Raw genomic sequence first — 23,070 nt, 5'->3', positions numbered from 1 at the left:
TTTGATCTCGTATATGATTTCCATGTGGTGATATCCAAGTCATTAAGTCTGTAGATACAATAAGGGTAATTCTCACCTTGTCAAACGTGTATAGTTAGAAAGTGGATATAAAGGTGTATGGGTGATTGTTGGACAGCACCACAATCGGCGTATCTTTTAAATCAGGACGAAACAGCTTCTCACAACTGGCGTAAAAGTTGTTGCAGTCCACCAAGGCAAATACTGGCATGGGATAGTCACGACTTACGGCGTATGTTTCGCACCACATTGGTGACCACACCAAATATCTCTAACTCTGTCCCTTCAGGAATATGAATGGGCTCATACACCTGGTTTCTTGGGATCAGCATGACGCACGGCCTTAGTTGAAGCTCCTTTACCGTGAGTTCACCATGGATGCCAGCGATGACAATGTCACCGTGTTCGGCTTGGACAGAGCGATCAACCACCAGAATATCATCTGGGTGAATCCCGGCATCAATCATTGAATCACCTTCAACACGCACAAAGAACGTTGCAGCCGGTCGCTTGATGCACAGCTCGTTGAGGTCGAGCGTTTGCTCAACATAATCCTGCGCTGGATTCCCATATGAACTCATTCTGCCCATATCTTGTCAGCTCTCTGTAGAAATTGAGGCGCTACTGAGTTCCTCCAGCGCCAAGTCGATATAGTCGCGGAGGAGGGCGCTCAATTCAGTAGGACTCCTGCCGTGTCTGAGTTCGATAGCAATGTCCTTGAGATTGGACCGTAGCGATTCAACGGCAAGCTTTGCTTTAATCAGGTCTAAGGTACTTCCAAACCTCGCCACTTCCTCGAAAGCCAAGTGAATATACGGTTCAAGACTACTGATCGAAGTATGCCCCGTGTACTCTTGAACCTTTCTCTTGAGGGTCTCACCATCCAGGAGAGCACGCCGAAAATCGTCCCCATTTTCGAATTCATGTTGCTCAATCAAAGCCACAAAAAGCTTGGTAATGAATCTATGCCGGAACATGTGTGCGCAGGCTTGCTCTTCGATCTTGGCAGCCTTGGCAAGCAGCAGTAGTTCATTCGTCAGCGTCTCGGTAGCGAGCCTTAGTCCACTACTTTCCGAAATCAGCAGATAGCCCAAGTCACTAGCGCTACCGATGGTCTTCTTAATGATCCGGTGTCGGAACTTTTCGATGAAATTTACGATCAATTCAAGGTCCATTTTGGAAACCGGCAAGTATCTGTACTCTTCCCTTCCTCCCGAGCGCTTGGCGGTGAAGACCTTGAGAACAGGCTCTTGCTTCATCTTCCTCGCGTTATAGATGTCTTCGACTCTGATGTTCGCGATCTCAACTCGCCTTGCCCCAGTAATCTCCAAAAGCTTGACCAGAATGAAACGCCGTCTTCTCTGATAGGTCGTCGTGCTCACATCCGGAATCACTTCGATCAGTTTTGCGATATTTGTAGAATTGATAGGTAAGCGCCGTGTTGGAGGCTCGGGGTTAGGAAAGGAATGGTGATGCCAATAGGTATGGACTATCTGCTTTCTCTGACCAGCCAGCTTGAACTCCTTCGTCTCAGCCCTGATCGTTCCTGCGGCGCCGACGAACGACGGTTCTAGATAGAGTTCTCCAACGAATCCTAAAAAGCCGAGGCAGGTTCTCCCTATGTTTGCCACATGGGCTGCTCTCCGTTTTCTCTGCTCTGGTTTTCGTGGATCCATTTCTCCTTGGAGCGTTCTGATGAATAGTGAAAAGCGAGAATCAGTCAACCCTATGAATGAGTAGTTGTTGTTAAAGCAAAAGCGAATAAGGTGTGAAAGAAGCTTGGCATATTGAGTAAGTGTCCCACCGCCTTCCTTACGGGAAAGTCCACGCTCAAAACAGTGCAGCATATATAGGTTCGCCTCGGTGCACGGCCTGCCATCGGGCCAACAGAGAAGCGGAATGTTATCAGCTCTGACGCTGAGGACGTGGCTATTTCGATCAACCCCGTAAGGTAATCGGAAAACATCGCTCGTTAGATTATAGAGTTTCTCATCCTTCGGCATTGGACGGGCTCTCATGTAAAGGCGTCTGAGGCCGCTTGCTTAATGAGAACATTAAAAGCAGCTCTCTACGGCGCTTTTTGAAAAGGATCAGATCTGCCGGGTCTGGGCATTTCTCGGCAAACTGTTGGGCGAGTGTTACTGATTCTCTAAAAACATTCGTAACCAGTGCGATTTCATCCCACAACTGAGAGATGGTCCTTTCCTGAGCCTTAATCTTATCTTTGAGGTCCTGCTTGGTTATAGAGGACGATGAAGGCTTGACTACGGTTGAATCGTGAATAGCTTTTGCGGCCTGGCGTCTCAGGTGATCAATAGTCGTAAACCCACCAGGGAGTATGTCATTCGCTCTGTTCTTAAGCGTATTGAGAGACATAGGAGAAATAAAAGCTTCGCTAACCGCCAGCTTTGCAAGTCCACTTTGGCTCTTCAAAGCGATCAAAAGTGTTATGTTTTCTTGATGCTCGGCGGGTGAGTGAATAATCGATTCGAGATACTCAACGCGAGAAAGAACAGATCTGTTGCTAATCTCAAGCTGAGCAGACACCTGCCGTGATGCTTTCTTCATGAATTTTCTCCGGTGATTTTAAAGAGGATCTCATGGCGCTTTCCTGTCGGTGTGTCGAAGAAGACTGGCTCTATCTTTAGCAACCCTTCCATCATTAGGTCTTCGATATAGTCTGCGACTTCATCCGACTGCATGATGGAAAATGATGACAATCCGTAACGCTCACGTAGGAGATTACCCAGATCTTCTGTGTTGCTCTGCCCTATGAGAAGTGCATCAGATGCGTATTCGGCACCGATTCTTCGCAACACCTCTCCTGGAACGGTCTCTGTGATGTAGTGATAAACATGCTCGACATTCGTATGACCCAAAAACCACCGAAGTGTGTCTAGGCCGCCAAATCCGCCGGCCCAGAAGAATGTCATAGCGAAGAAGCGTCTAAGTTGATGGGTACGAATGTAATAACGATGCCCAGTAGCGTCCTGTTGGACTTCGAAATAGTCAGAAAAGCGGTTTAGCACCTTGGCCGCGTCTACTGAACCCATCGCAGACAGGCCAACTTCGCGATAATGAGGCTTGCTGAACAGCCTATCTGAAATCGTAACTGAACTAAGCAAGGAGAGCTTCTGACGAAGATCACCCAAGCTCAGAATGCACCGGGCCGCGACATTGGGAATGGGACGAAGGACCTGTTCACGAGTCTTGCCGAAGTTCCGTTTCCGCAAGTCAAACTGTAAATAATAGCCATGGGACTTCTTAACAAGGCAGGTATCTGCCTTAAGATCCCTAAGCTCTCCAGAACGTCTGGCACTAAGCGCAGCGAGTATTATCCAGATGGCACCATAAAGTACCTCAATTAGCTGGAGCAGTCCCTCATTCTCTCTGAACCGCTTAAAAAACAGAGCGCTACCGCCTCCACGGTTCTGCCCGCGAAAATCTGCCGAGAGATCCCAGATACTTACTCCGATGTCTCGCAACCTCTTTGGGATCAGCTCTATCGTTTCAGATTGGGTCAAATCCCCGATGGCACATCCACGTGCATCAGCCTCTCGCGCCAAGGCCAGATAACCATCGATAAGGACCTGACCCAAATCTAAGTAGAACTCCACTGCGTTCCGAAACGATGAAAATACGACGTCCCGAGGCAGCGACCGGTAACGCCCGGTGCCCTTCATCTTAAGTTGCCCGAGGAAAGCTCTATTATCCAAGGCTGTTAGCGAAAGATGGTTGATATGGTCCAGCCCACAGAGCTTAAGGAGTTCCATCCGTTTAAGCGATTGTCGGTAGAAATCAACCCCAGCCTCAGAGGGAAGTGGATCATCATACAGAACCATGGACGAAACCATGGGATACTCTCTAAAGGTCTTCTCGGATGGGCTAAAGTGGAGCTCGTCCAGCACCAGCCCCCGGAATTTAGGCGTCACTAAAGTTCGCTCATGATAAATTTCAGAGTAGATACTGTTTGGAGAAACTTGATGACTAAAAAATGAATGCCCATGACTACCCGCCTTAATCGGTATGCGTTTGTAGTTTCCGTTGATCCACAGAAAAATCCTAGCCGCAACAATCTCCGACTCTGATAAGCCAAGGTTGCTCTCATCTACATCATCAACAATAGCGATTCCAGGAACCTTTGATAGAACGTACTGTGTCTCCAGCTTCGTAACCTGATGGCTGTTGAGGCGAAGGAAACGCTGTAGCTCTTCACGCGCAGCGTAGAGATTGTTCTTAGCGTACTGATCAGTAGCCAACACAGCCATGAACTCAGTTATGTCATGCGGCGTAATTAGCTTGAACTGATGGGATGCCAGTTGGAAATGCTCGGCTCTCAGGAGAAAGTAGTCGATGATACCTAAGGTCGTACGAACCCTTTGCTGTACCGTCTTCGGGGCAAGCTGGCTGCCTCCGGTGGCCAACGGATGGGACGACAGACATAAATATGCCTTTATGCTTTCCAAAAGGTTGTGATGTCTTGGGTGGGTGAGCAGTAGCCCATCATCGAGCCTAACCCTGAAATCAATAACAGTGTCTCTCTTGCCATTTTCGGCAAAACGAGCGCTCCATACTGGGTCATCGAACTTCGAATTGAGCCATTCAGCGCTTCGGAATAGTCCTAGATCCGCATCGACTGATCGCGTTATGAAGTCCAATTCGCGAGGTAGCGCGCTGCTATCATCCATAGACTAGACCCTCAAACTGTTGAGGATTCGCTATCCCCTTAGCCTTAACTAGACAACCGCGGATATATGGATCTAGATAACCATCAGATTCAATGTGAGCCTCTATCTTCGCTGCGAACTGGCTCCAGTACACAGCCGTTCCCGCCGCACGTGGGCCAGCTTGCTCAACGGCCATTTTTAGCGAGAGGAGCACACCAAGAACGCCTTCATCGATAGAAATAACGATCTCTGGATCTGACGAACCAGATATTTGCTCAGAGGAACTACTCAGCTGTTCGGGTTCTTCAGGCGGCGTTCGAAGGGCATGCGCCTCTAGAAACATATCCAACTCACTCATGCTGCTAAAGTCCGTTGCATCAAGCAGATAAGGAGAGTCCTTCATAGCGTGGACAATCACCGCGTTTTGGAAAATCCTGACCCACCGCTCTTGGAAAAACTGCATGATGGTAGGCGGCAGATAATGGTTCATGGCGACTCGTTTCGAGTTGCCTAGTGACTCTGCCATTTTCTCTATGCTTAACGACTTGAGGTAGACGAGAACACCTGCGGTAGCCCTTATCCGGGCCAGCGACAATACGGAGACCATGTCTCCTAACTCGGCGCTATGAGCTTGTATAAAGGCTTTCTGCCGGAGGATCTTGGCGAAGCTGGTCTGGTTTGTGAAAGTGTAAGGTTCCTGAAAGCCCTGACCACCCGCGACGATGAACAATCGTCGCCAGGCATCATCCCTTTTCTCCTTGAGATAGCGCCTAACCGGGGCCGTGATCTGGATAAGCAGCTCGACCACCGAAGCTGCGTCGTCGCTCAGTACAACCTCCTGTTGCTTCCCTTTCCGGTTTTTCTTCACAACAAGCACAGATCCAGAGTCGGTCTTAACAAAGCCGGTTCGCTTACCGTTTCGGTCGAATAACTCGCATTTCAATAGAGATGCCTCGGTCAGAACGGGATGCTGCGCTACTAGCCAGAGAGCGATGGGAGCAATCGCATACTTCGTCGGCATAGCCAGATTCGCCGCTAACTCCGATGTTGAAAAAGAACTCCCTGTTGCGCTTACCAAGTGGCCGCGCATAGCGTGGTCGATGATTGCAAATCCGTTGTGGGTTTCTTTTACAGTTCTGATAAGGCTGTTCATCCCCATCACAGGCTGGCCATAAGCCCGAGCAGATATTCGAGAACCTAGCGTTATCAGATCCCCTTGATCGCAGGCCTGATCAATAACGTTCAAACGATGAGCTATGTGATCAATCTCCCGTCGAGCCCACCGAACGACTTTATTGAAGTCGTCTTCGATCTGTCTGAATAGAAGCTCCGTTGCCTCCTTATCTGTGACAGACAGTGGGATCTGGGTCAAAAGCTTTTGTGATACAAGGGATTCACCATCAGCGTATCGATGGTGGCCTACTTCATGGAGGAATCGAGTGAGCTTTTTGCTCCCTTCGGGCCACACATCGCCAAGCGGGGAACACATAAGCCCTCCGCTAACCAGAACAGACTTTGCCCAACAGATGATTCTGATCCATTGGCGCTGAAGGTTTGCCAACACCCGTTCCGTCGGTTGGGTTTGGCTCCGCTCGGAGTACCCTTCGAAATGCCAGCGCTGAAAGCTCCAGAAAAGCTGATATACAAAGACTGGATCTTGGAGCACGTGAGCGTTTAAGGAAGGTCTGTCTATCGGATCATCGTCATACCAGCGCAGAAAATCATCAAATCGAGAGACCACATTAGCGTAGTTACTATAATGACTATGAGCCAAGGCGTGCTTCTTACTCTCCTGGTGTAATTCCATCGTAAAATCAGGCCCAAAAATCGAAGATGGCTCCCATCTTTAATCGAAATGAGTTCGCGCTTCTGTCTGCGACTTGCCACCCCATGAGCTTGGCTGCTCGTACAGGGTCAATCCCAATAGCTTCAAACTGAGCGATGCATTCTCGGACCTGGCTATCTGTAAGGTCTGAATATACAAAAATATTGATAGGAGACGATTTAGACAGCTCAGCGAGGAGTTTAAAGAAATACCGGACAAGTCTCTGTCTGCCTGAGTATTTTACTTCAGCAGCCAGAAAACAGTTTGAGTAAAGCGCGCCATAGAAAAGGCGCTGAATGCTCAGAAAAGCATTTGTTCGAAGGTCTAGAGTGCTTGTGATAGGTGGATGGTTGATTAGCCACAGGAAACATTCGAAGTAGAACACAGCCCTATTAGCGCTCCGCCGCTGGGACGGCGGTAAATTAGCAAGGTGAGATTGAATTAGAAGCAAAACATTACCGGACAGAACCAGAAACTGGAAATTCTTATCTGTGTGGCCTTTCGTAATGATACCTTGGGGAAAACTTTTTGGGGAAACCCGACTCATAAAGAGATCTCACTCACCTTGCTCTACAAGATAAGCCTACTATAAAAAACTGTATATACATACAGTTTTTTATAGCGCGAGATACTGCTAAATGACCACACTGCTCAACTACGGCCGCAGATAACTACCGTATAGCCGTCTCTGAGGAGCAGCGTTAAAGGGGGAGAGGGCATACGCTCACTGTTGCTTTAACAGAGCCAACTGAAATTTCCGGAACCGGACGTTAGATGATTTTCCTGCGCATATACCGGAGTCGGCACAATGCGGACATACGGAGCGGCCTGATCGATGTCTTTAGCTGCGATTTAGCTGCCGCTATAAAGGAAGATTGAAAGAACACCTCTCATCTTATGATGCTGAGGTGCTTAGTACCCGCCAAGTTGCCTTAGTTATAAGAAGCGAAAATTTCTCTACCTATTTTGGCAATAGCTTTATTTCTCTCGTCAAACGAAGCTTCAGTCTGGGTGAGATATATCGCAACAATTAATGGCTGCTGTTCATTTGACCAAATCGCAGCGGTGATTCCCCTAGACCCAAAACCACCAGCACCCGACCTATCAGCAATTGACCACCCCTCTGGTAGCACTGAACGCAACAAGCTATCGGACACCTTGTTGCCAGCCATCCATTCAATTAATTGTTCTTTAGAGCCACTTGAGAGTTTCTCGCCATAAAGCAGTTTCCCGAGGCTTTTTACAATCGCGTTAGGTGTTGTTGTATCACGCTCATCCCCGCTTCGCGCTTCATTTAAATGAGGCTCTATACGATCCAGTCGCGTTACTTCATCACCGAGTTCTTTCATGAACAAGGTCAATTCAGATGGGCCACTAATACCGTCCAGTACTATATTAGCCGCTGTGTTGTCACTCATAACCATTGCAGCCGTGCAAGCCTGCTTGAGGGAAAAGCTCTCTCCAACAAGCTTTTCTGTTATCGGCGACCAAGTAATAAGGTCTTGTTCCTCAATCTTCACAGATCGATCAATCGACAGCTTCGCCGTTTCAACATCGTGGAGCAATTTCGCACATGCAAGAGTTTTAAAGGTGCTCATCAACGGAAAACGTGAATCGCCGTTGTAATGCCAAAGGTAACCATCAGAAACGCTGTAGATTGAGACTCCTACTTTAGCACCCAGGTTTTGCTCTACCTCTTTGATGCTGTTGACTATCAGGTCTGGAGAAGAGTTGGCAGGAATGCTGAGGGTTAAGCTGCTTAACAGCGATACAAAAACAACAAATTTGGAGTACATACGATAGTTTTTTCCTAGATATAAAGAAAGGTGTTTCCTGCTCGCGATGATACATCAAAACGAATATCGATTAAAGAATTAGCGTCTGTTATGGGTCGCGACCTGCGGTTTAAAGCAGCTTCGAGTGAAAGAGAATTGCGTCTGCTTTACCAGTTTGTTTAAAAACTCTCACGGTTCGGAGTGGGCCAGCGCTTATCGAGGCCACCGAAGTTGTTCCGTCTCGCCTGAGTCGGACAAGGCCATTTATATTATTTAGTTAACTAGCCTAACTCAACTTTGCTCGGATGAGCGCTAAGGCAACCAATTAGGGGATCCCAGCGGGGATCAGTGAAAAAACTCGACCGAGTGATAGTTGTCAACGCCGTAAAAGTAGGTATGAACGAGATTTATCTTACTATCTTATTATTTTTTCGTTATTTATTAATAGATTTCAGAACATTGACAAAAAAGAGCAATATGGGAAAAGCGCTGGTGAAGGAAAACCAGCAGAAACACGTTCCATGAACAATGGAATACGAAGGCGCTTGGCTTTGATGAAGGCAAGTGCGCCGCTACGGCCTATCAGCGAGACACTCATGACGAACCTCGAAAAATCATAATTAATACTGTTTGTTTATACAGTATCTAATGCTATGCTGATTTCTACAAGTAAAATTGTAGGTAAAACTGTAGTTGTTCGAGTAAGACGCTGTGTTGTCGGTGATTTCTTTTTTGTGTTGAAAAACTAGATGTGGGGGGATCGCTCGCCCTCGTCAAAGCCTGCAAGGCTTGGACAATACTGCTTCTGCCTACTGCTCTTGTTTCTGTTACTGATCCTGTTACTGCTACTGGTTAACGCATGGGTCAAGTAACCGTCAAACAAGGCTTGTTGAACCCTTTGCAAAGGGTTTAAAAACAGTTAGTAAAATTCTGCTTCGTATTGAATTTACTGGCTTAAAGCGAAGTCAGGAGCATCATTAAAATGCTCAGTCGAACTCAGTTCAAGCCTTTTTCAACCGTTTGAAAAGGGGTTGGCTAAGCCATACCTAAAGGGTATCGGTAAGGGTTACCTAAAGGGTTTAGCTAAGGCTTTCTGAAAGGCTTAGCCAAAGCCTTCATACATGGGTTCACCCAGTAGAAAGATTAAAAAAACGCTGAGGTATCCAAGGTGCATTTAGAAAAACCTGTGGCACAGTGAAATCACCTAAAGCGAACAATAGAATTGAAGAGGAACCATCAATGACAAGAGCCCCTGCGCCATTTCCGCTAGAGCGCCTCGCGGATATCCCAGACAGACCAGAAGATTTTAGATTGCTGGAGCGTATTCCATTAACGCGTGAGCCGCAGTCCTGGCCACTTGAACTATCTCCTGTGGTCGGTGATGAACAGCCAATGGTGCTGCTCGATACAGAGACAACTGGACTGTCTGCCGATGACGAGTCCATTATTGAGCTTGGTATGGTTAAGGTGCTTTACAGTCCCTCGGCTAAGCGGATTGTGTCGATTGTTGATGTGATCAGTTTGTATGAAGATCCCGGCAAGCCAATCCCCGAGCTGATTACAGAGTTAACCGGTATTACCGATGACATGGTGCGAGGCCAGCGCATTGATGATTCACTGGTAGCGAGTTGGTTATCCGATGATCCGCTGGTGGTTGCACACAATGCACAGTTTGATCGTCCTTTCTTTGAAAAGCGGTTTGCTGCATTAGGCCATCTATCTTGGGCCTGTTCAGCCAGTGGCATAGATTGGAAGGCGCTGGGTTTTGAAAGTCGAAAGCTTGAGTACCTGCTGCTTCGCTTAGGTTGGTTTTATGAAGGACACCGAGCCGCAACCGATTGTTTGGCGATGGCCTGGTTGTTCCATTTGTTGCCCGAGTCCGTTGCAAACTTGTTGTCTGAAGCAGACAGGCGAACTGTGTTAGTTCGTGCGTTTGGTGCGCCGTTTGACGTAAAGGACTATTTAAAAGAACGTGGTTACCGTTGGCATGACGGCGTTAAAGGTGCCAACAAGCATTGGTGGCGCGAAATCAGCGAAGACGAGTTGCCGCAGGAACAAACTTACCTGGATGATTTGTATCATCGTGGCTCAGAACATGCCCACTATGACTACAAAGATGCCCGTAATCGATTTAAAGCTTTGTAGCTCTCTACAAGGTAAGCCTTGCATATTTGAAAACCTCTGGAAAATGGAAAGTGAACTCATGGTTTAACCAACAAGAGGAATCTTTCCATGTACCAAGACACCTACATTGAATACTGGGGCGAAATCTTCGTCTCTGCCCGCATCATTGAATTTGGCATCACGTTCGAGCGCTTTCTTAAAGATCCATGGAAGCACTTGATGTCCTGTGGCCAAGACTCAGCCCCAGACGCGATTGCTGAAGGGATGTTGCCATTGCTACCAGCCCAGGCAGAGGTTGCTAGGCGCATTCGGGAGAGTGAACAACGAGCCCTGATGTCTACAGAGTCGGACAAAGGGGTATCGCATCGCGGTAACATCGTGGTGCCATTGGTTCGGGTAGCGCATTGATAGCGGCTACCAGCAATGGCATGAAACAGTGTCTTCACGCCCATACCTGAGCGGCAATTGCAATCCAGATCAAAAAGTTGCCGCTTAGTCTTCCCTACAAAATAATTTGTGATAGGATGATACTTAATAAAATTAATTAGGTTGAAGCCTATTCAGTGTGTTATGGCCATCTGTCCAGCTTCAACCGGTAGAGATTGATTAGTCATTGCGGATGAAGAGCAGCATTGAGTGGTGCTTTTCAATGTGATTACGCGATGTCGGTCCGTACTTTATAAACAGAGTTTTAAGAAACTGGTTGAATTGGATAAACAAGACGCATGACAAATGATGGTCTGAAACAAACGGTACCAGCGAGTTCACTCGCTAAAGAAGGCGCGAAAGGAAAGCCAGATAGGCTTTTGCAGATAGCGCAGTTGCCACAAGCAACCAGGGATCGCATTGCCCACATCGATTTCACTTTATTGTTTAAGGGAGAAGCGGTGCGGGCGGATTTAGTCGATCGCTTCAGCATAGCTGCTGCACAAGCAACGAAAGACTTCACAATGTACCGAGAGCTTGCACCAAGCAACATTGAGTATGACCAAAAGCTCAAGTTGCATAAACGTGGTGAAGCATTTGAACCCTTGTTCGACTATGACGTTGTTCGAACACTGGCAACCATCAGCCAAGGGTACGGCGATGGCTTCAGTGGAAAGGTAAAACCGCCTCTGGCTTGTGAAGCGCCTTATCACCTTAACAAGCCGAGTTTATCGATAGTGGCGAAGGTCACCGAGGCCATTCACAAAGGCAAAGCCTTGAGCATCACTTATGTGTCGTTATCGAGCGGTGAAACAACGCGTGAAATTGTACCGCATACGCTGGTGGACAATGGCCTGCGTTGGCATGTTCGTGGTTTTGACCGCAAGCATGGCCAAAGCGGAGCGCCAAATGGGTTCCGTGACTTTGTGCTTACCCGAATTAAAGCAGCGGTCGTGCTTGAGGATTCCATTCTGTCAGAGGCTGAACTTGAAACCCAAGACCGGCAATGGAATCGCTTTGTAGAGCTTGAGTTAGTACCGCACCCACGCATAGAGCACAGCGAAGCGATTGAGCTTGACTATGGCATGAAAGGTGGTGTTTTAAAGATTGAGATTAGAGCGGCAACGGCAGGTTATTTACTCAGACAATGGAATGTCGATTGCTCCAAAGCAGCTCAGCTAAAAACACCCGAATTTCATTTATGGTTAAAAAATTATCAAACTTTATACGGTGTCGGTAACCTTGCGATTGCGCCTGGTTTCGATAGCGTCACAGCATAGGGAAGAACATGAATAATTCAGAACAGCAGTTTTTAAAAGAACTCGATGTAAAGTTGTGGTCGGCAGCCGATCGGTTACGTAACAACCTCGATGCCGCTAACTATAAGCATGTCGTGCTAGGGATCATCTTTCTAAAGTATGTGTCAGACGCTTTTGAAGAGCGCCAACAAGAGTTACGTCAGTTGTTTACTCAGGACGATAGCGATGACAATATTTATTACATGCCTCGTGAAGATTATGACTCTGACGAAGAATACAACGATGCGGTCAATGCAGAGTTAGAACTGCACGAATACTATCAAGAGAAAAACGTTTTCTGGATACCAAAAAGGGCAAGATGGAAATTTATAAAAAGTACTGCTTCTCTTCCGATCGGTAGTGTAATTGACAAAGATAGTCATGGAAATGAAATTAAATTGAGATCAATTTCATGGTTGATTGACAATGCACTGGATGAAATAGAGTCGCATCGGATAAATGATAAGCCAGCAAATCCAAAGTTAAAGGGAGTTTTACCTCGAATAAGTCGTTACGAAGTTGAAAATACGAATCTAACAGAGTTAATAAATAGATTCTCTGATACGAGTTTTAGTAATCCTGAGTTTAATGGAAAGAAGTTAAGCTTAAAAAGCAAAGATATTCTTGGTCATGTATATGAATATTTTTTGGGGCAATTCGCGTTGGCTGAGGGAAAACAAGGTGGGCAGTATTACACACCTAAAAGTATTGTTACTCTAATTGTTGAATTGCTAGAGCCATATCAGGGGCGGGTTTATGATCCTGCAATGGGGTCGGGTGGATTTTTCGTTTCAAGTGAAAAATTTATTGAAGAACACGCAAAAGAAAAAAAATACAACGCATCAGAACAAAAAAAACACATATCTGTTTATGGTCAAGAAAGCAATCCTACCACATGGAAGCTTGCGGCTATGAATATGGCTATAAGAGGCATTGATTTTAATTTTGGGAATAAAAACGCTGATACTTTTCTAGATGATCAGCATCCAGATCTTAAAGCTGATTTCGTAATGGCAAATCCTCCGTTTAACATGAAAGAATGGTGGAGTGAAAAGTTACAAGGAGATATAAGATGGATGTATGGAACACCTCCAAAAGGGAATGCTAATTATGGATGGCTTCAACATATTATCCATCACCTAAATTCTAATGGTAAGGCAGCAATCTTACTTTCAAATGGGTCTTTGACCGTAAATGCTAAAGACGAATATGAAATAAGGAAGTCCATCGTTGATAGTAATTTATTAGATTGTGTGATTGCTCTCCCGACACATTTATTCACTAACACGCAAATTGGTGCATGTATTTGGTGCTTTAGTAAAGCAAAAGACAAAAGACAAAACAGAGCGAAAAATGTGCTATTTATCAATGCTAAAAATTTAGGAACTCTTGAGACTAAAGTAATCAGATCTCTATCAAAGTCTGAAATAGAACAAATAGCGGATTGTTATAAAGACTGGGTTAGATCTGAAGGATACAAAGATCAGCCTGGGTTTTGTAGAAGTGTTGATATAAGTGAGATAGAAAGGCATAAATATGCCCTTGTACCAGGTCGATATGTGGGTTTTGACAGGAAAAATCTTGTATCGAAGGAAGCACAGATTGAAATGTTTAAGAATATTCAAAAAGTAAGTAATAGGCTTAATGAAGTAGTTCTGGCGGCTGAAAAAACAAAACAAATAATGGAGAAAGTTTCAAATGGCTGAACCATTTCTATTAAGTCATAAAGATTGGTTTCATGGAACTTTAGAGGCTTGTAAAAAAACTGGATTAATTCTTCAGGTTGAATCAGGTGGCACACCCAAAACAAATGAAGATGATTATTGGGAAGGAGATATTCCATGGCTAACTCCCAAAGAAATTACTGACATGGATGGTGTTTACGTCAGTAAAACAGAGAGAAATATCACTACTTTAGGTCTTAAAAGTTCGGCAGCAAAACTATTGCCTGCAGGAACAGTAATGCTCAGTAAAAGAGCCCCTGTTGGTGCAGTTGCTGTCAACACTGTTCCTATGGCTACAAATCAAGGTTTTTTGAATTTTACATGTGGGCCACTTTTGAGGCCGCTTTATTTAGCATATTGGTTTCGCTTGAATAAGCCTTATCTTGACGCAGTTGCTAATGGTTCAACATATCCTGAACTCTATAAAAGTGATCTCTTTGAGTTTCACATATCAGTGCCTTCAGTAGATGTACAAGACAAAATATTGAAAGTAATTAGCGCACTTCAGTTTTGTAAACTATCAGGGCATGCACTAGAACAATCCGCATTAGATATGCAGCAACTTAGCAATATAAAAGCAGAAAGTAACGAGTTAGAAAAGACAATAAATCAGGTGATGTTCCTACTATTTTCAGGGGAGCTTTCAATAGATGATCTTAGTAAAAGGCTCTCATTATGATTGGTTTGTGTCAAAAAGGTAGTTGCCGAAAGTTGATTGGTCATACTGGGAAGTGCGATCCTTGGCCGACTAACTGCTGGTCATTTCTGGAAGAAAAAGATAAGAAAAAACTTTCAAAAGCAGGCTACGCAACACCGCGAGGAGGAAAGAAGGGGGCTTATCAAAATCATGTTTATAGAAACAATAAAGTTATCATTCCTTTTGAAAAGATTAATGTTATTGATACTTCAAACTATGAAGATGGGTACATCGTAAGGCTGTACCCTGATCAAGCTTTTATTTCTTCAGGTATTTTGAGTGAAATAAATTTGCCAGATGGTGAGCCACTCGTAATCGGTGAAAATGCTTTTGTATTGTATCGCTCTCATCAATCTTTTGATGAGTTTCCACCGCTTGACGAATGGTCCGTTCGTCACTTGGAGGATAAGAATGGAAATATCGTTGAAAAAAGAAGTTCAGAAGTATTAGACAAAGGGCATTATATTCTTCGCCTTCCAAAAGTTGGTGGAGGCAAGAAAATTATAAAAAATGAAGTTATCGAAGGGCCACCGCAGGGGATTTTTGCTCCTGAATATGCTAACAAGGAAACTAATTTTCTATCACAAGCATCTTTAGCATGGCAAATTATACATACATCGTCTAGCCCATATACAGCATCACAAGCATTACATCTGAAATTAATTCTAGATGAGTGCTCACTTAGTGATGGGGTTCACTATAACTATCTTGGGATGATGAAAGGAAATATTACAACTTGCCCACTATGCCTCAAAAGAATTTCATATGATGAGCTTCATAGTCATATAAACCTTGAGAATGAAGAATCTCTTTTAAACTCTGGCCTAATAGTAGATGGAACCAATCGTTCTACTACAGTAAATCTATTTCATATGATTCCACTTGAATATGAACGGTTGCATCATAATCACTTCTACGTTTCTTGGGGGCATGCAACTTGTAATACCAAGCTTGGGCAGCGAAGATGTTATTCGCTTGCTGAAGTAAAGGAAATGGATATAAAAGTAGCTAAGTTAATTGGTGATAGCATTGAAACTTTTGGGTGGATTAGTGATGACGACAAGATGATTAGATCCCCGAATGGAGCTGTTTGGATCAGAATCTCTGAAGAGCTGTATATAGAGAGGGATTAAAGTTATGAATGAAGAAAATCTAGAGAGCCTTTGTTTAGGTTGGTTTAGGGAAAATCATTGGGATATTCTTCATGGGCCTGATATTGGTCCAGATGGCAACAATCCTCTGAGAAAAAATTACTCTGACGTTATCTTAGAAACTTACTTAAAATTAGCATTTGAAAAAATCAATAACCATATTCCTGTTGTTCAAATAGATATCTGCTATGAACAGTTTAAAGCCATTATATTAAAACCTGATTTTTTTGATTTAGTTACAAGTAACCGTTCTTTTCATCGTTTCTTGTTGCAAGGAGTTCCTGTTGTATATAAGGGAGCCGATGGTGAATCGATACAGGATCATGTTTTTATTATCGACTTCGATAACTTGAACAATAATCTATTTACTGTCGTCAATCAGTTCACGATTACTGGCACCAAACAGCCACGTCGGCCTGATGTCATTTGTTTTATCAACGGCTTACCGATTGCTGTTCTTGAGTTGAAAAGCCCAAGCGATGAAAATGCCGATATTTGGGATGCCTTTAATCAACTGCAAACCTATAAAGATGAAGTCTCAGACCTTTTTATCTTCAATGAGGCGCTAGTAGTCAGTGATGGTTACACCGCTCGGGTCGGCTCTCTAACTGCTAACCAAGAGCGTTTTATGCCTTGGCGCACTATTAATAATGAAAACGATAAACCTTTACTGGAGTGGCAGCTAGAAACCATGGTTCGCGGTTTTTTTGATCGTGAGTTGCTGCTGGATTACATACGATTTTTTGTATTGTTTGAAACAGACGGTGAGACGATCATTAAAAAGATTGCTGGTTATCACCAGTTTCATGCTGTGCGAGAAGCGGTAAAGACGACAGTCATTGCGGCTCAGCAAATTGATGGCGTAACAGAGAAGCGGGCAACCTATGCCGATGAGGTAGTACCTGGTAGTAAAAAAGCAGGTGTGGTTTGGCACACTCAAGGCAGCGGCAAAAGTATTTCAATGTGTTGTTATGCCGGTATGTTGCTTCAACAAAAGGCTATGAATAACCCAACGCTGATTGTTGTTACCGACCGCAATGATCTAGATGGTCAGCTCTATGCCACGTTCTGCAACGCAGTTGAGCTCTTGAAGCAAACGCCTGTTCAAGCATCTGACCGAGATGCGCTAAGACAGTTGTTAGCTGAAAGAGAGTCTGGCGGCATCATTTTTACCACAGTGCAAAAGTTTGCCCTGCTTGACGACGAGAAGCATCATCCAATACTCAATGAGCGTCACAATATAGTTGTTATCTCAGACGAAGCACACCGCAGCCAATATGGCCTGAAAGCCACCTTAAGTGCAGATGGTCAATATAAGTTTGGTTACGCCAAGCATATGCGCGATGCGCTACCGTCTGCTTCCTTTATTGGTTTTACTGGTACACCCATTTCACAAGAAGACAAAGACACTCGCGCTGTATTTGGTGGCTATGTGTCCATCTACGACATTCAAGATGCAGTAGATGATGGCGCAACCGTTCCTATTTATTATGAGTCACGCTTGGCAAAGCTTGATTTGAACCATGCTGAAATCGCTGAGTTGTCCGATCAAGTTGATGAAGTGGTAGAGGACGAAGAGGACGTCAGCAACCGTGAAAAAACTAAGGGGGAATGGAGCCGTCTTGAAAAGCTTGTTGGTGCGACTCCTAGATTAAGCCAAGTTGCAGCTGACTTGATCGAGCACTTTGAGACACGCAATGCCACTATGGATGGTAAAGCCATGATAGTGGCTATGAGCCGTGATATCTGTGCGCATCTCTACAATGAGATTATTGCACTGCGCCCAGAATGGCATTCGGATGATCCTGAAAAAGGGGCGATTAAGATTGTGATGACAGGGTCAGCTTCGGACAAGCCACTTTTGCAACCCCATATTTATAACAAAAAAACCAAAAAACGCTTAGAAAAGCGCTTTAAAGATATGAATGATCCTCTGAAGTTGGTCATTGTCAGGGACATGTGGTTAACGGGGTTTGATGCGCCTTGTTGTAACACTATGTACGTGGATAAACCGATGAAAGGCCATAACCTGATGCAGGCCATTGCGCGGGTTAACCGCGTATTTAAAAACAAGCCAGGCGGTTTAGTTGTTGACTACATTGGTATTGCTAACGAGCTTAAGCAAGCATTGAAAACCTATACAGACTCTAAAGGTAAAGGCGAGCCAACACTCAATGCAGAAGAAGCGTTTTCCATTCTTTTAGAAAAAATTGATGCTATCCGTGGCATGTTTGGTAAAACACCAAAATCCGATGGTTTGGACATATCGGGGTATGAAACTCAAGCGCACAAACTATTGGTGCCTGCCGCTAACTATGTACTTGGCTTAGAGGATGGCAAAAAGCGTTTCTTAGACTTAGTGTTGGCGGCAACAAAATCATACTCACTATGCAGTACCTTGGATGAGGCTAAAGAGTTAAGGAAAGAAATCGCCTTTTACTCAGCCATTAAGGCCGCCATCAGCAAATTTACCAGCGTAGATAGAAAGCGCACTCAGGAAGAAAAGAACTCGGCACTGAAACAGATCCTAGATAACGCAGTGATCGCCGAAGGCGTTGCTGACGTGTTCGCACTTTGTGGCTTGGACAAGCCCAATATTGGTTTGCTATCGGATGAGTTTTTAGAAGACGTGCGACAGATGCCGGAGCGCAACTTGGCCGTTGAATTACTTGAAAAACTACTCAAGGATGACATTAAAGCGAAAACACGTAATAACGTTGTGCAAGAGAAGAAATACGCAGACCGCTTGCAAGAAACGCTTAGAAAGTACAATAACCGCGCCATTGAAACAGCTCAGGTCATTGAAGAACTTATTCAAATGGCCAAAGAGTTTCAGGAAGAAATGATGCGCGAGGCTGAACTGGGGTTAAATCCAGATGAAATCGCGTTTTATGATGCTCTAGCCAACAACGAAAGTGCAGTACGTGAACTTGGTGATGAGATCCTTAAAAAGATTGCCGTCGAAATCACAGACAAACTCAGAAAATCGACCACGGTTGATTGGCAAGTTCGTGACAGTGTTCGAGCTAAATTAAAAATACTCGTGCGCCGCACTTTACAGCGTTACAAATATCCACCTGACAAAGCCGCTGAAGCTGTAGAGCTTATTTTGAAGCAGGCTGAGACATTGTCGAATTCATGGACGAAATAAAGGGTGCTTTTATAGATGACAACAAATAAATCTAATTCATTCTGGTTTGTGGGTGCATCCTACGGCAAAGGTAGTGAAGACCAAACGGAGCGTTTTCTCAACGATGGCGTTTGGCAAAATGGCTATGAAGATAAATATCTCGATGTAGTCCGCAGTATGCAGCCGGGCGACAAGATTGCCATTAAATCGTCATATACAAGAAAGCGAGAGCTCCCTTTTGATACTAAAGGCCAGACTGTTTCAGTAATGGGGATCAAAGCTATTGGTGTGATTACCCGTAATCATGGCGATGGCCGGTTTGTCGATGTTGAATGGCAACCACGCTTTGAGCCTGTTAATGAATGGTATTTCTATACCAATCGCAGCACTATTTGGCGCGTTTCTCCCGATGATTGGATGACAGAGGGGCTTATTGACTTCACTTTCAATAATAAACCCCAGGATATAGATCGTTTTCGCAATGCTCCCTATTGGAAGGAGCGCTTTGGTGATACCCCTGTCGATAAACAGCGTTTTAAATGGACCCAATTTTACGAAGAGTTTGCCGACAAGCTATTAACTTACAAGGATGATCGTGCTTCTTTAATGGCAGCCATCCACGATTTACCGAACAAAATTGAAAGCATTTCTGTCCTTCAAGATCAGCCTAAGGAAGGCACAAAAGATTTGCTAAGTGATATTTGCCCGTTTACCGTCTTCGGCCTGTTTAACCGGGGCATTACCGATGCTAACCGAATAGCCATCGCAAGCGAGCTTGCTGCTTTTTTGAAAGTTGAAACGCCTGTTCCTAATTCCTTTGAAGGTATCCCTGTTGTTAATAATCAGCGCTCTTGGTTTTTTGGATACAAATACCGACGGGGTGAACATGACATTGATACACTATGGAACCTTTTTGAGGCCGCCATAGAACACGCTAATAACTCAGAAACTGATACCGCAGAGGCACTTTACGATGCTTATGAAACTGCGACTAAATGCTGGGGAACCGGCTGGAACCTCTCAATGGGGCTGTATTGGATTAGACCATGGAAGTATCTGACACTTGATGGCCAATCACAGGCATACATCACTAAAAAGCTGGGTTTAGAAATAGGCAAGAATGGCGAAAAAGGTCGCTGTAGCTCAAGAGATTACTTCGGTCTGATTGATGATCTAGAAACACGATTTCAAGAGGACGCCTACCCCGTACACTCTTTTCCAGAACTGTCGCTTTCGGCCTGGCTATTTAAGGATACCGACACATCCGCTCATCCGAATGCTACTGACCTTGATGACGAGGAGCTATCGGCAGAAGAAGACGAAGTTGCTGTTCAGACTGCGCCTATTGAACCTTATACAATTGACGACATCATTGCCGATGGTTGTTTTCTTGAAAGAGAAAGCATCGCAAAAATAATTACTCAGCTTAGACATAAGAAAAACCTTATTCTCCAAGGCCCTCCGGGAACTGGTAAGACATGGCTCGCAAAGAAACTTGCATATGCGTTAATGGGCCAAAAGGACGAAAACTCTCTACGCGCTGTTCAGTTCCACCCCAATCTATCATATGAAGATTTTGTGCGTGGTTGGAGGCCATCAGGCGAAGGAAAATTAACTCTCGTTGATGGTCCATTTCTGGAAATGATTAATGAAGCCAAAAAAGATGCGAGCAGCAAACACGTAGTCGTTATCGAAGAAATTAACCGAGGAAACCCTGCTCAGATTTTTGGCGAAATGCTCACATTGTTAGAGGCTGACAAGCGCACGCCAAGTGAAGCTTTGGAGCTTAGTTATCGTCGAGCTGAAGGCGAAAGAATTCATATTCCCGCTAACCTTTATGTTATTGGCACTATGAATATTGCCGACCGCTCATTAGCACTTGTTGACCTTGCTCTACGTCGCCGATTCGCATTTTTTGATCTTAAGCCAACGCTCGGTGAGGCATGGCGCAATTGGGTTCATAGTAAGGCTGGTATTGATAACGATTTTTTGCAGTTAATTGAACAGCGCATAGTCTCACTAAATAACGAGATTTCAAAAGAACGCAACTTGGGCCCTCAGTTTAAAATCGGCCACAGTTATGTAACACCACCGTTAAATACAAAGATTGAAGATGCTGCAGCATGGTTTCAAGGTGTCGTAGAAACTGAAATTGGACCGCTTCTTGAAGAATACTGGTTTGACGATATAGAACGCGCTATCAAATCCAAAGACGCTTTGGTTGAAGGCATCTAATGTCTGCCGTTATTGAAGCGAAAAGCCAAACTACTTCGTCGAGACGATTAGGAAAGATTCCTGTTCGTAACCTGTGGTTGTTGATGCTCTATGCTTCGGACCTTTATCGCCACCTTGGCACCAATAAAGTCGACGTAGAAGACAACCCAGAAGACATAGCAGATTTGGTTGCCGAGATTCTCTGCCATCAAGTTGAAGAACGCATGATGCGAAATTTAAGCTATGGGTATGAATCGAAAGTTGCTGTAATCAATCGAGTTCGTGGACGCATAGATACCCTAACCACCGAGCGGCAAAGGCTACTTGAAAAAGGTAAGGTATGCTGTCGCTTTGATGAGTTAACGGTAGATACTCCCCGTAATCGTTATGTTAGATCTGCATTAGAACGATTATCAAAGCTGAATATTAAACCAACTCTTGCCCATAAATGCCGAGCCTTAATGCTGAGTTTAGAACGTCTAGGCGTGAGCAAGGCAAAGCCAATAAATTACAGCGGAAAGTCGGAAAGATTTGGACGCCATGATATTAGCGATCAGAAGATGGTTGCTGCAGCCGATTTGGCTTTTTCACTCGCTATACCCACAGAGTTTGACGGTCAATTTCATCTAACAGCTCCTGACACTCGAAAAGAGTGGCTTAGAAAATTGTTTGAAAAAGCTGTAGCGGGTTTCTATGCCGTAGCACTAGATAAAAGAGAGTGGCGAGTATTGGCTGGCAAACAGTTTGATTGGCAGATATCAGATAAAAGCTCAGGGATAGACGAAATTCTTCCCAGCATGAAAACAGACATCATTATCGATAATCGTTCACCAGACAAGCGTTTGGTAATCGACACAAAATTCAATTCAGTGACCACTAAAGGTTGGCATAGGGAACAGACTCTTCGCAGTGGTTATATCTACCAAATGTATACTTACCTTAGAAGCCAGGAAGACACTTCAGACCCCAAATCACTTGAAAGTATTGGCATGTTACTTCACCCGACAGTAGATAAAGAAGTCGCTGAGATGGTAACAATTCAAGGCCACCCAATATGGTTTTGCACTGTTAATTTAGGTGAGTCAGCTATTTCAATCAGAGAGCGCCTACTTGCTCTTTTACAAAAGAGTTTCCAGGAGAAAAAATAATGGTCACATTCGATCAACTTATGCTACCGCTAATAAAGGCATTAGTGAACCTTGGGGGCTCAGGCAGTATCGACGAGATATACGAAGAAGTTGTCGAGCTTGAGAAGTTTGATGAGGGTACTTTGGCTGTTCTGCACAACCCTGAAAAAAGTAGCCAAACTGAAGTTGGATATCGATTAGCATGGGCTAGAACCTACCTGAAGAAAGCTGGATACCTTGAAAACTCATCTCGTGGCGTTTGGGCACTTACAGATAAAGCTAGACAGGAACCGGAAATCGATAGCAGAGAAATTGTCAACTTTGTTAGAGCACTGGACCGCAAGCCTGAACAGACTAATGCTACGACATCTACTCCAGAACTGTCGTCCGATGACTCCCCTGAAGAGGCTATGCTTTGGCGTGAAAAACTGCATCATGTGCTAATTGAAGAAATGAGCCCGGATGCGTTTGAGCGACTAACACAGAGGTTATTGAGAGAATCAGGCTTTATCCATGTTGAAGTGACTGGTCGCACGGGTGATGGTGGTATCGATGGCAAAGGAATTGCCCGAATCAACGGTTTGATGAGCTTTCATATCGCTTTTCAGTGTAAAAAGTACAAAGGTTCCGTTGGGGCTCCCGAGATCCGTGATTTTAGGGGCGCAACCGTTGGTAGAGCTGATCGTGGGATGTTTATCACTACAGGTAACTTTACAAAAGCTGCGATTGAAGAAGCCAACCGTGATGGCGTTGCTCCGATTGACTTGGTCGATGGTGATCAGTTAGCCGATAAGCTTAAGGAACTTAGTTTAGGCGTTAAAACAGAGTTAGTTGAAAAAGTAACAGTTGATCCTGGCTGGTTTTTAGGTCTTTAACTGTTAATAAGCACCAAAG

General features: G+C 44.6%; 17 protein-coding genes and 1 pseudogene. 10 read left to right on the top strand and 8 right to left on the bottom strand.

Annotated features, from left to right (window positions below; all coding sequences use genetic code 11):
• Positions 1–94: 94 nt before the first annotated feature.
• From B6K83_RS15195 to B6K83_RS18165, 8 genes and pseudogenes are all read right to left on the bottom strand, one after another.
• Positions 95–229, bottom strand: coding sequence for a Y-family DNA polymerase (locus B6K83_RS15195; RefSeq protein WP_269844022.1), 135 nt, complete (start codon positions 227–229; stop codon positions 95–97).
• A 7-nt stretch (positions 230–236) separates the two neighbouring features.
• Entirely contained in the window at positions 237–608 is a 372-nt protein-coding gene (gene umuD / locus B6K83_RS15190) for a translesion error-prone DNA polymerase V autoproteolytic subunit (RefSeq protein WP_085285723.1), read from the bottom strand.
• A 6-nt stretch (positions 609–614) separates the two neighbouring features.
• On the bottom strand, positions 615–1,694 hold the full coding sequence (locus B6K83_RS15185; RefSeq protein ID WP_158088367.1) for a site-specific integrase: 1,080 nt from the start codon (positions 1,692–1,694) through the stop codon (positions 615–617).
• Between the two features lie 313 nt (positions 1,695–2,007).
• Entirely contained in the window at positions 2,008–2,586 is a 579-nt protein-coding gene (locus tag B6K83_RS15180; RefSeq protein WP_025441396.1) for a hypothetical protein, read from the bottom strand.
• Positions 2,583–4,706 carry a site-specific integrase gene (locus B6K83_RS15175; RefSeq protein WP_025441397.1) on the bottom strand — a complete coding sequence of 708 codons (2,124 nt, stop codon included), beginning with the start codon at positions 4,704–4,706 and terminating at the stop codon, positions 2,583–2,585. The genes B6K83_RS15180 and B6K83_RS15175 overlap by 4 nt, the downstream gene beginning before the upstream one ends.
• A complete protein-coding gene (locus tag B6K83_RS15170) occupies positions 4,699–6,492 on the bottom strand; it encodes a hypothetical protein (RefSeq protein ID WP_085285722.1) in 1,794 nt (597 codons plus the stop codon). The genes B6K83_RS15175 and B6K83_RS15170 overlap by 8 nt, the downstream gene beginning before the upstream one ends.
• 950 nt (positions 6,493–7,442) lie before the next feature.
• Positions 7,443–8,306, bottom strand: a complete 864-nt coding sequence (gene bla / locus B6K83_RS15160) for a class A beta-lactamase (protein ID WP_025441399.1) — start codon at positions 8,304–8,306, stop codon at positions 7,443–7,445.
• A gap of 466 nt (positions 8,307–8,772) precedes the next feature.
• Positions 8,773–8,883 (bottom strand): annotated as a pseudogene (locus B6K83_RS18165) (UV protection and mutation protein); the annotation flags it as partial.
• A 641-nt stretch (positions 8,884–9,524) separates the two neighbouring features.
• Between B6K83_RS18165 and B6K83_RS15155 the strand changes: the two are divergent.
• From B6K83_RS15155 to B6K83_RS15110, 10 genes are all read left to right on the top strand, one after another.
• Positions 9,525–10,430, top strand: a complete 906-nt coding sequence (locus tag B6K83_RS15155) for a 3'-5' exonuclease (RefSeq protein ID WP_048609065.1) — start codon at positions 9,525–9,527, stop codon at positions 10,428–10,430.
• Between the two features lie 87 nt (positions 10,431–10,517).
• Positions 10,518–10,817: a hypothetical protein gene (locus tag B6K83_RS15150; protein WP_048609064.1), complete on the top strand. Its 300-nt coding sequence runs from the start codon at positions 10,518–10,520 to the stop codon at positions 10,815–10,817.
• Between the two features lie 317 nt (positions 10,818–11,134).
• Complete coding sequence (locus tag B6K83_RS15145) at positions 11,135–12,115, top strand: WYL domain-containing protein (RefSeq protein WP_048609063.1); 981 nt, start codon at positions 11,135–11,137, stop codon at positions 12,113–12,115.
• Between the two features lie 8 nt (positions 12,116–12,123).
• A complete protein-coding gene (locus B6K83_RS15140) occupies positions 12,124–13,839 on the top strand; it encodes a type I restriction-modification system subunit M (protein ID WP_001065598.1) in 1,716 nt (571 codons plus the stop codon).
• On the top strand, positions 13,832–14,536 hold the full coding sequence (locus tag B6K83_RS15135) for a restriction endonuclease subunit S (protein WP_000829999.1): 705 nt from the start codon (positions 13,832–13,834) through the stop codon (positions 14,534–14,536). Before B6K83_RS15140 ends, B6K83_RS15135 begins: the two co-directional genes overlap by 8 nt.
• Positions 14,533–15,687, top strand: coding sequence for a BstXI family restriction endonuclease (locus B6K83_RS15130; RefSeq protein WP_002040530.1), 1,155 nt, complete (start codon positions 14,533–14,535; stop codon positions 15,685–15,687). Before B6K83_RS15135 ends, B6K83_RS15130 begins: the two co-directional genes overlap by 4 nt.
• A 4-nt stretch (positions 15,688–15,691) precedes the next feature.
• On the top strand, positions 15,692–18,856 hold the full coding sequence (locus tag B6K83_RS15125) for a type I restriction endonuclease subunit R (protein WP_048609060.1): 3,165 nt from the start codon (positions 15,692–15,694) through the stop codon (positions 18,854–18,856).
• Between the two features lie 15 nt (positions 18,857–18,871).
• Entirely contained in the window at positions 18,872–21,070 is a 2,199-nt protein-coding gene (locus tag B6K83_RS15120) for an McrB family protein (RefSeq protein WP_048609058.1), read from the top strand.
• Positions 21,070–22,197, top strand: coding sequence for a 5-methylcytosine-specific restriction endonuclease system specificity protein McrC (gene mcrC / locus B6K83_RS15115; protein WP_001277095.1), 1,128 nt, complete (start codon positions 21,070–21,072; stop codon positions 22,195–22,197). Before B6K83_RS15120 ends, mcrC begins: the two co-directional genes overlap by 1 nt.
• Positions 22,197–23,051 (top strand): restriction endonuclease, encoded by an 855-nt coding sequence (locus B6K83_RS15110; protein WP_000255863.1) that lies wholly within the window; start codon positions 22,197–22,199, stop codon positions 23,049–23,051. The genes mcrC and B6K83_RS15110 overlap by 1 nt, the downstream gene beginning before the upstream one ends.
• Positions 23,052–23,070 lie beyond the last annotated feature (19 nt).

The organism is Colwellia chukchiensis, from assembly GCF_002104455.1.
Classification (GTDB): domain Bacteria; phylum Pseudomonadota; class Gammaproteobacteria; order Enterobacterales; family Alteromonadaceae; genus Cognaticolwellia; species Cognaticolwellia chukchiensis.
This window is presented reverse-complemented; position numbering and strand designations above follow the sequence as displayed.

What these genes read in the sequence shown, in the direction of transcription:
- B6K83_RS15195 (WP_269844022.1), bottom strand. Translation starts at nt 229, where the DNA reads ATGCCAGTATTTGCCTTGGTGGACTGCAACAACTTTTACGCCAGTTGT.
- umuD (WP_085285723.1), bottom strand. Translation starts at nt 608, where the DNA reads ATGGGCAGAATGAGTTCATATGGGAATCCAGCGCAGGATTATGTTGAG.
- B6K83_RS15185 (WP_158088367.1), bottom strand. Translation starts at nt 1,694, where the DNA reads ATGGATCCACGAAAACCAGAGCAGAGAAAACGGAGAGCAGCCCATGTG.
- B6K83_RS15180 (WP_025441396.1), bottom strand. Translation starts at nt 2,586, where the DNA reads ATGAAGAAAGCATCACGGCAGGTGTCTGCTCAGCTTGAGATTAGCAAC.
- B6K83_RS15175 (WP_025441397.1), bottom strand. Translation starts at nt 4,706, where the DNA reads ATGGATGATAGCAGCGCGCTACCTCGCGAATTGGACTTCATAACGCGA.
- B6K83_RS15170 (WP_085285722.1), bottom strand. Translation starts at nt 6,492, where the DNA reads ATGGAATTACACCAGGAGAGTAAGAAGCACGCCTTGGCTCATAGTCAT.
- bla (WP_025441399.1), bottom strand. Translation starts at nt 8,306, where the DNA reads ATGTACTCCAAATTTGTTGTTTTTGTATCGCTGTTAAGCAGCTTAACC.
- B6K83_RS15155 (WP_048609065.1), top strand. Translation starts at nt 9,525, where the DNA reads ATGACAAGAGCCCCTGCGCCATTTCCGCTAGAGCGCCTCGCGGATATC.
- B6K83_RS15150 (WP_048609064.1), top strand. Translation starts at nt 10,518, where the DNA reads ATGTACCAAGACACCTACATTGAATACTGGGGCGAAATCTTCGTCTCT.
- B6K83_RS15145 (WP_048609063.1), top strand. Translation starts at nt 11,135, where the DNA reads ATGACAAATGATGGTCTGAAACAAACGGTACCAGCGAGTTCACTCGCT.
- B6K83_RS15140 (WP_001065598.1), top strand. Translation starts at nt 12,124, where the DNA reads ATGAATAATTCAGAACAGCAGTTTTTAAAAGAACTCGATGTAAAGTTG.
- B6K83_RS15135 (WP_000829999.1), top strand. Translation starts at nt 13,832, where the DNA reads ATGGCTGAACCATTTCTATTAAGTCATAAAGATTGGTTTCATGGAACT.
- B6K83_RS15130 (WP_002040530.1), top strand. Translation starts at nt 14,533, where the DNA reads ATGATTGGTTTGTGTCAAAAAGGTAGTTGCCGAAAGTTGATTGGTCAT.
- B6K83_RS15125 (WP_048609060.1), top strand. Translation starts at nt 15,692, where the DNA reads ATGAATGAAGAAAATCTAGAGAGCCTTTGTTTAGGTTGGTTTAGGGAA.
- B6K83_RS15120 (WP_048609058.1), top strand. Translation starts at nt 18,872, where the DNA reads ATGACAACAAATAAATCTAATTCATTCTGGTTTGTGGGTGCATCCTAC.
- mcrC (WP_001277095.1), top strand. Translation starts at nt 21,070, where the DNA reads ATGTCTGCCGTTATTGAAGCGAAAAGCCAAACTACTTCGTCGAGACGA.
- B6K83_RS15110 (WP_000255863.1), top strand. Translation starts at nt 22,197, where the DNA reads ATGGTCACATTCGATCAACTTATGCTACCGCTAATAAAGGCATTAGTG.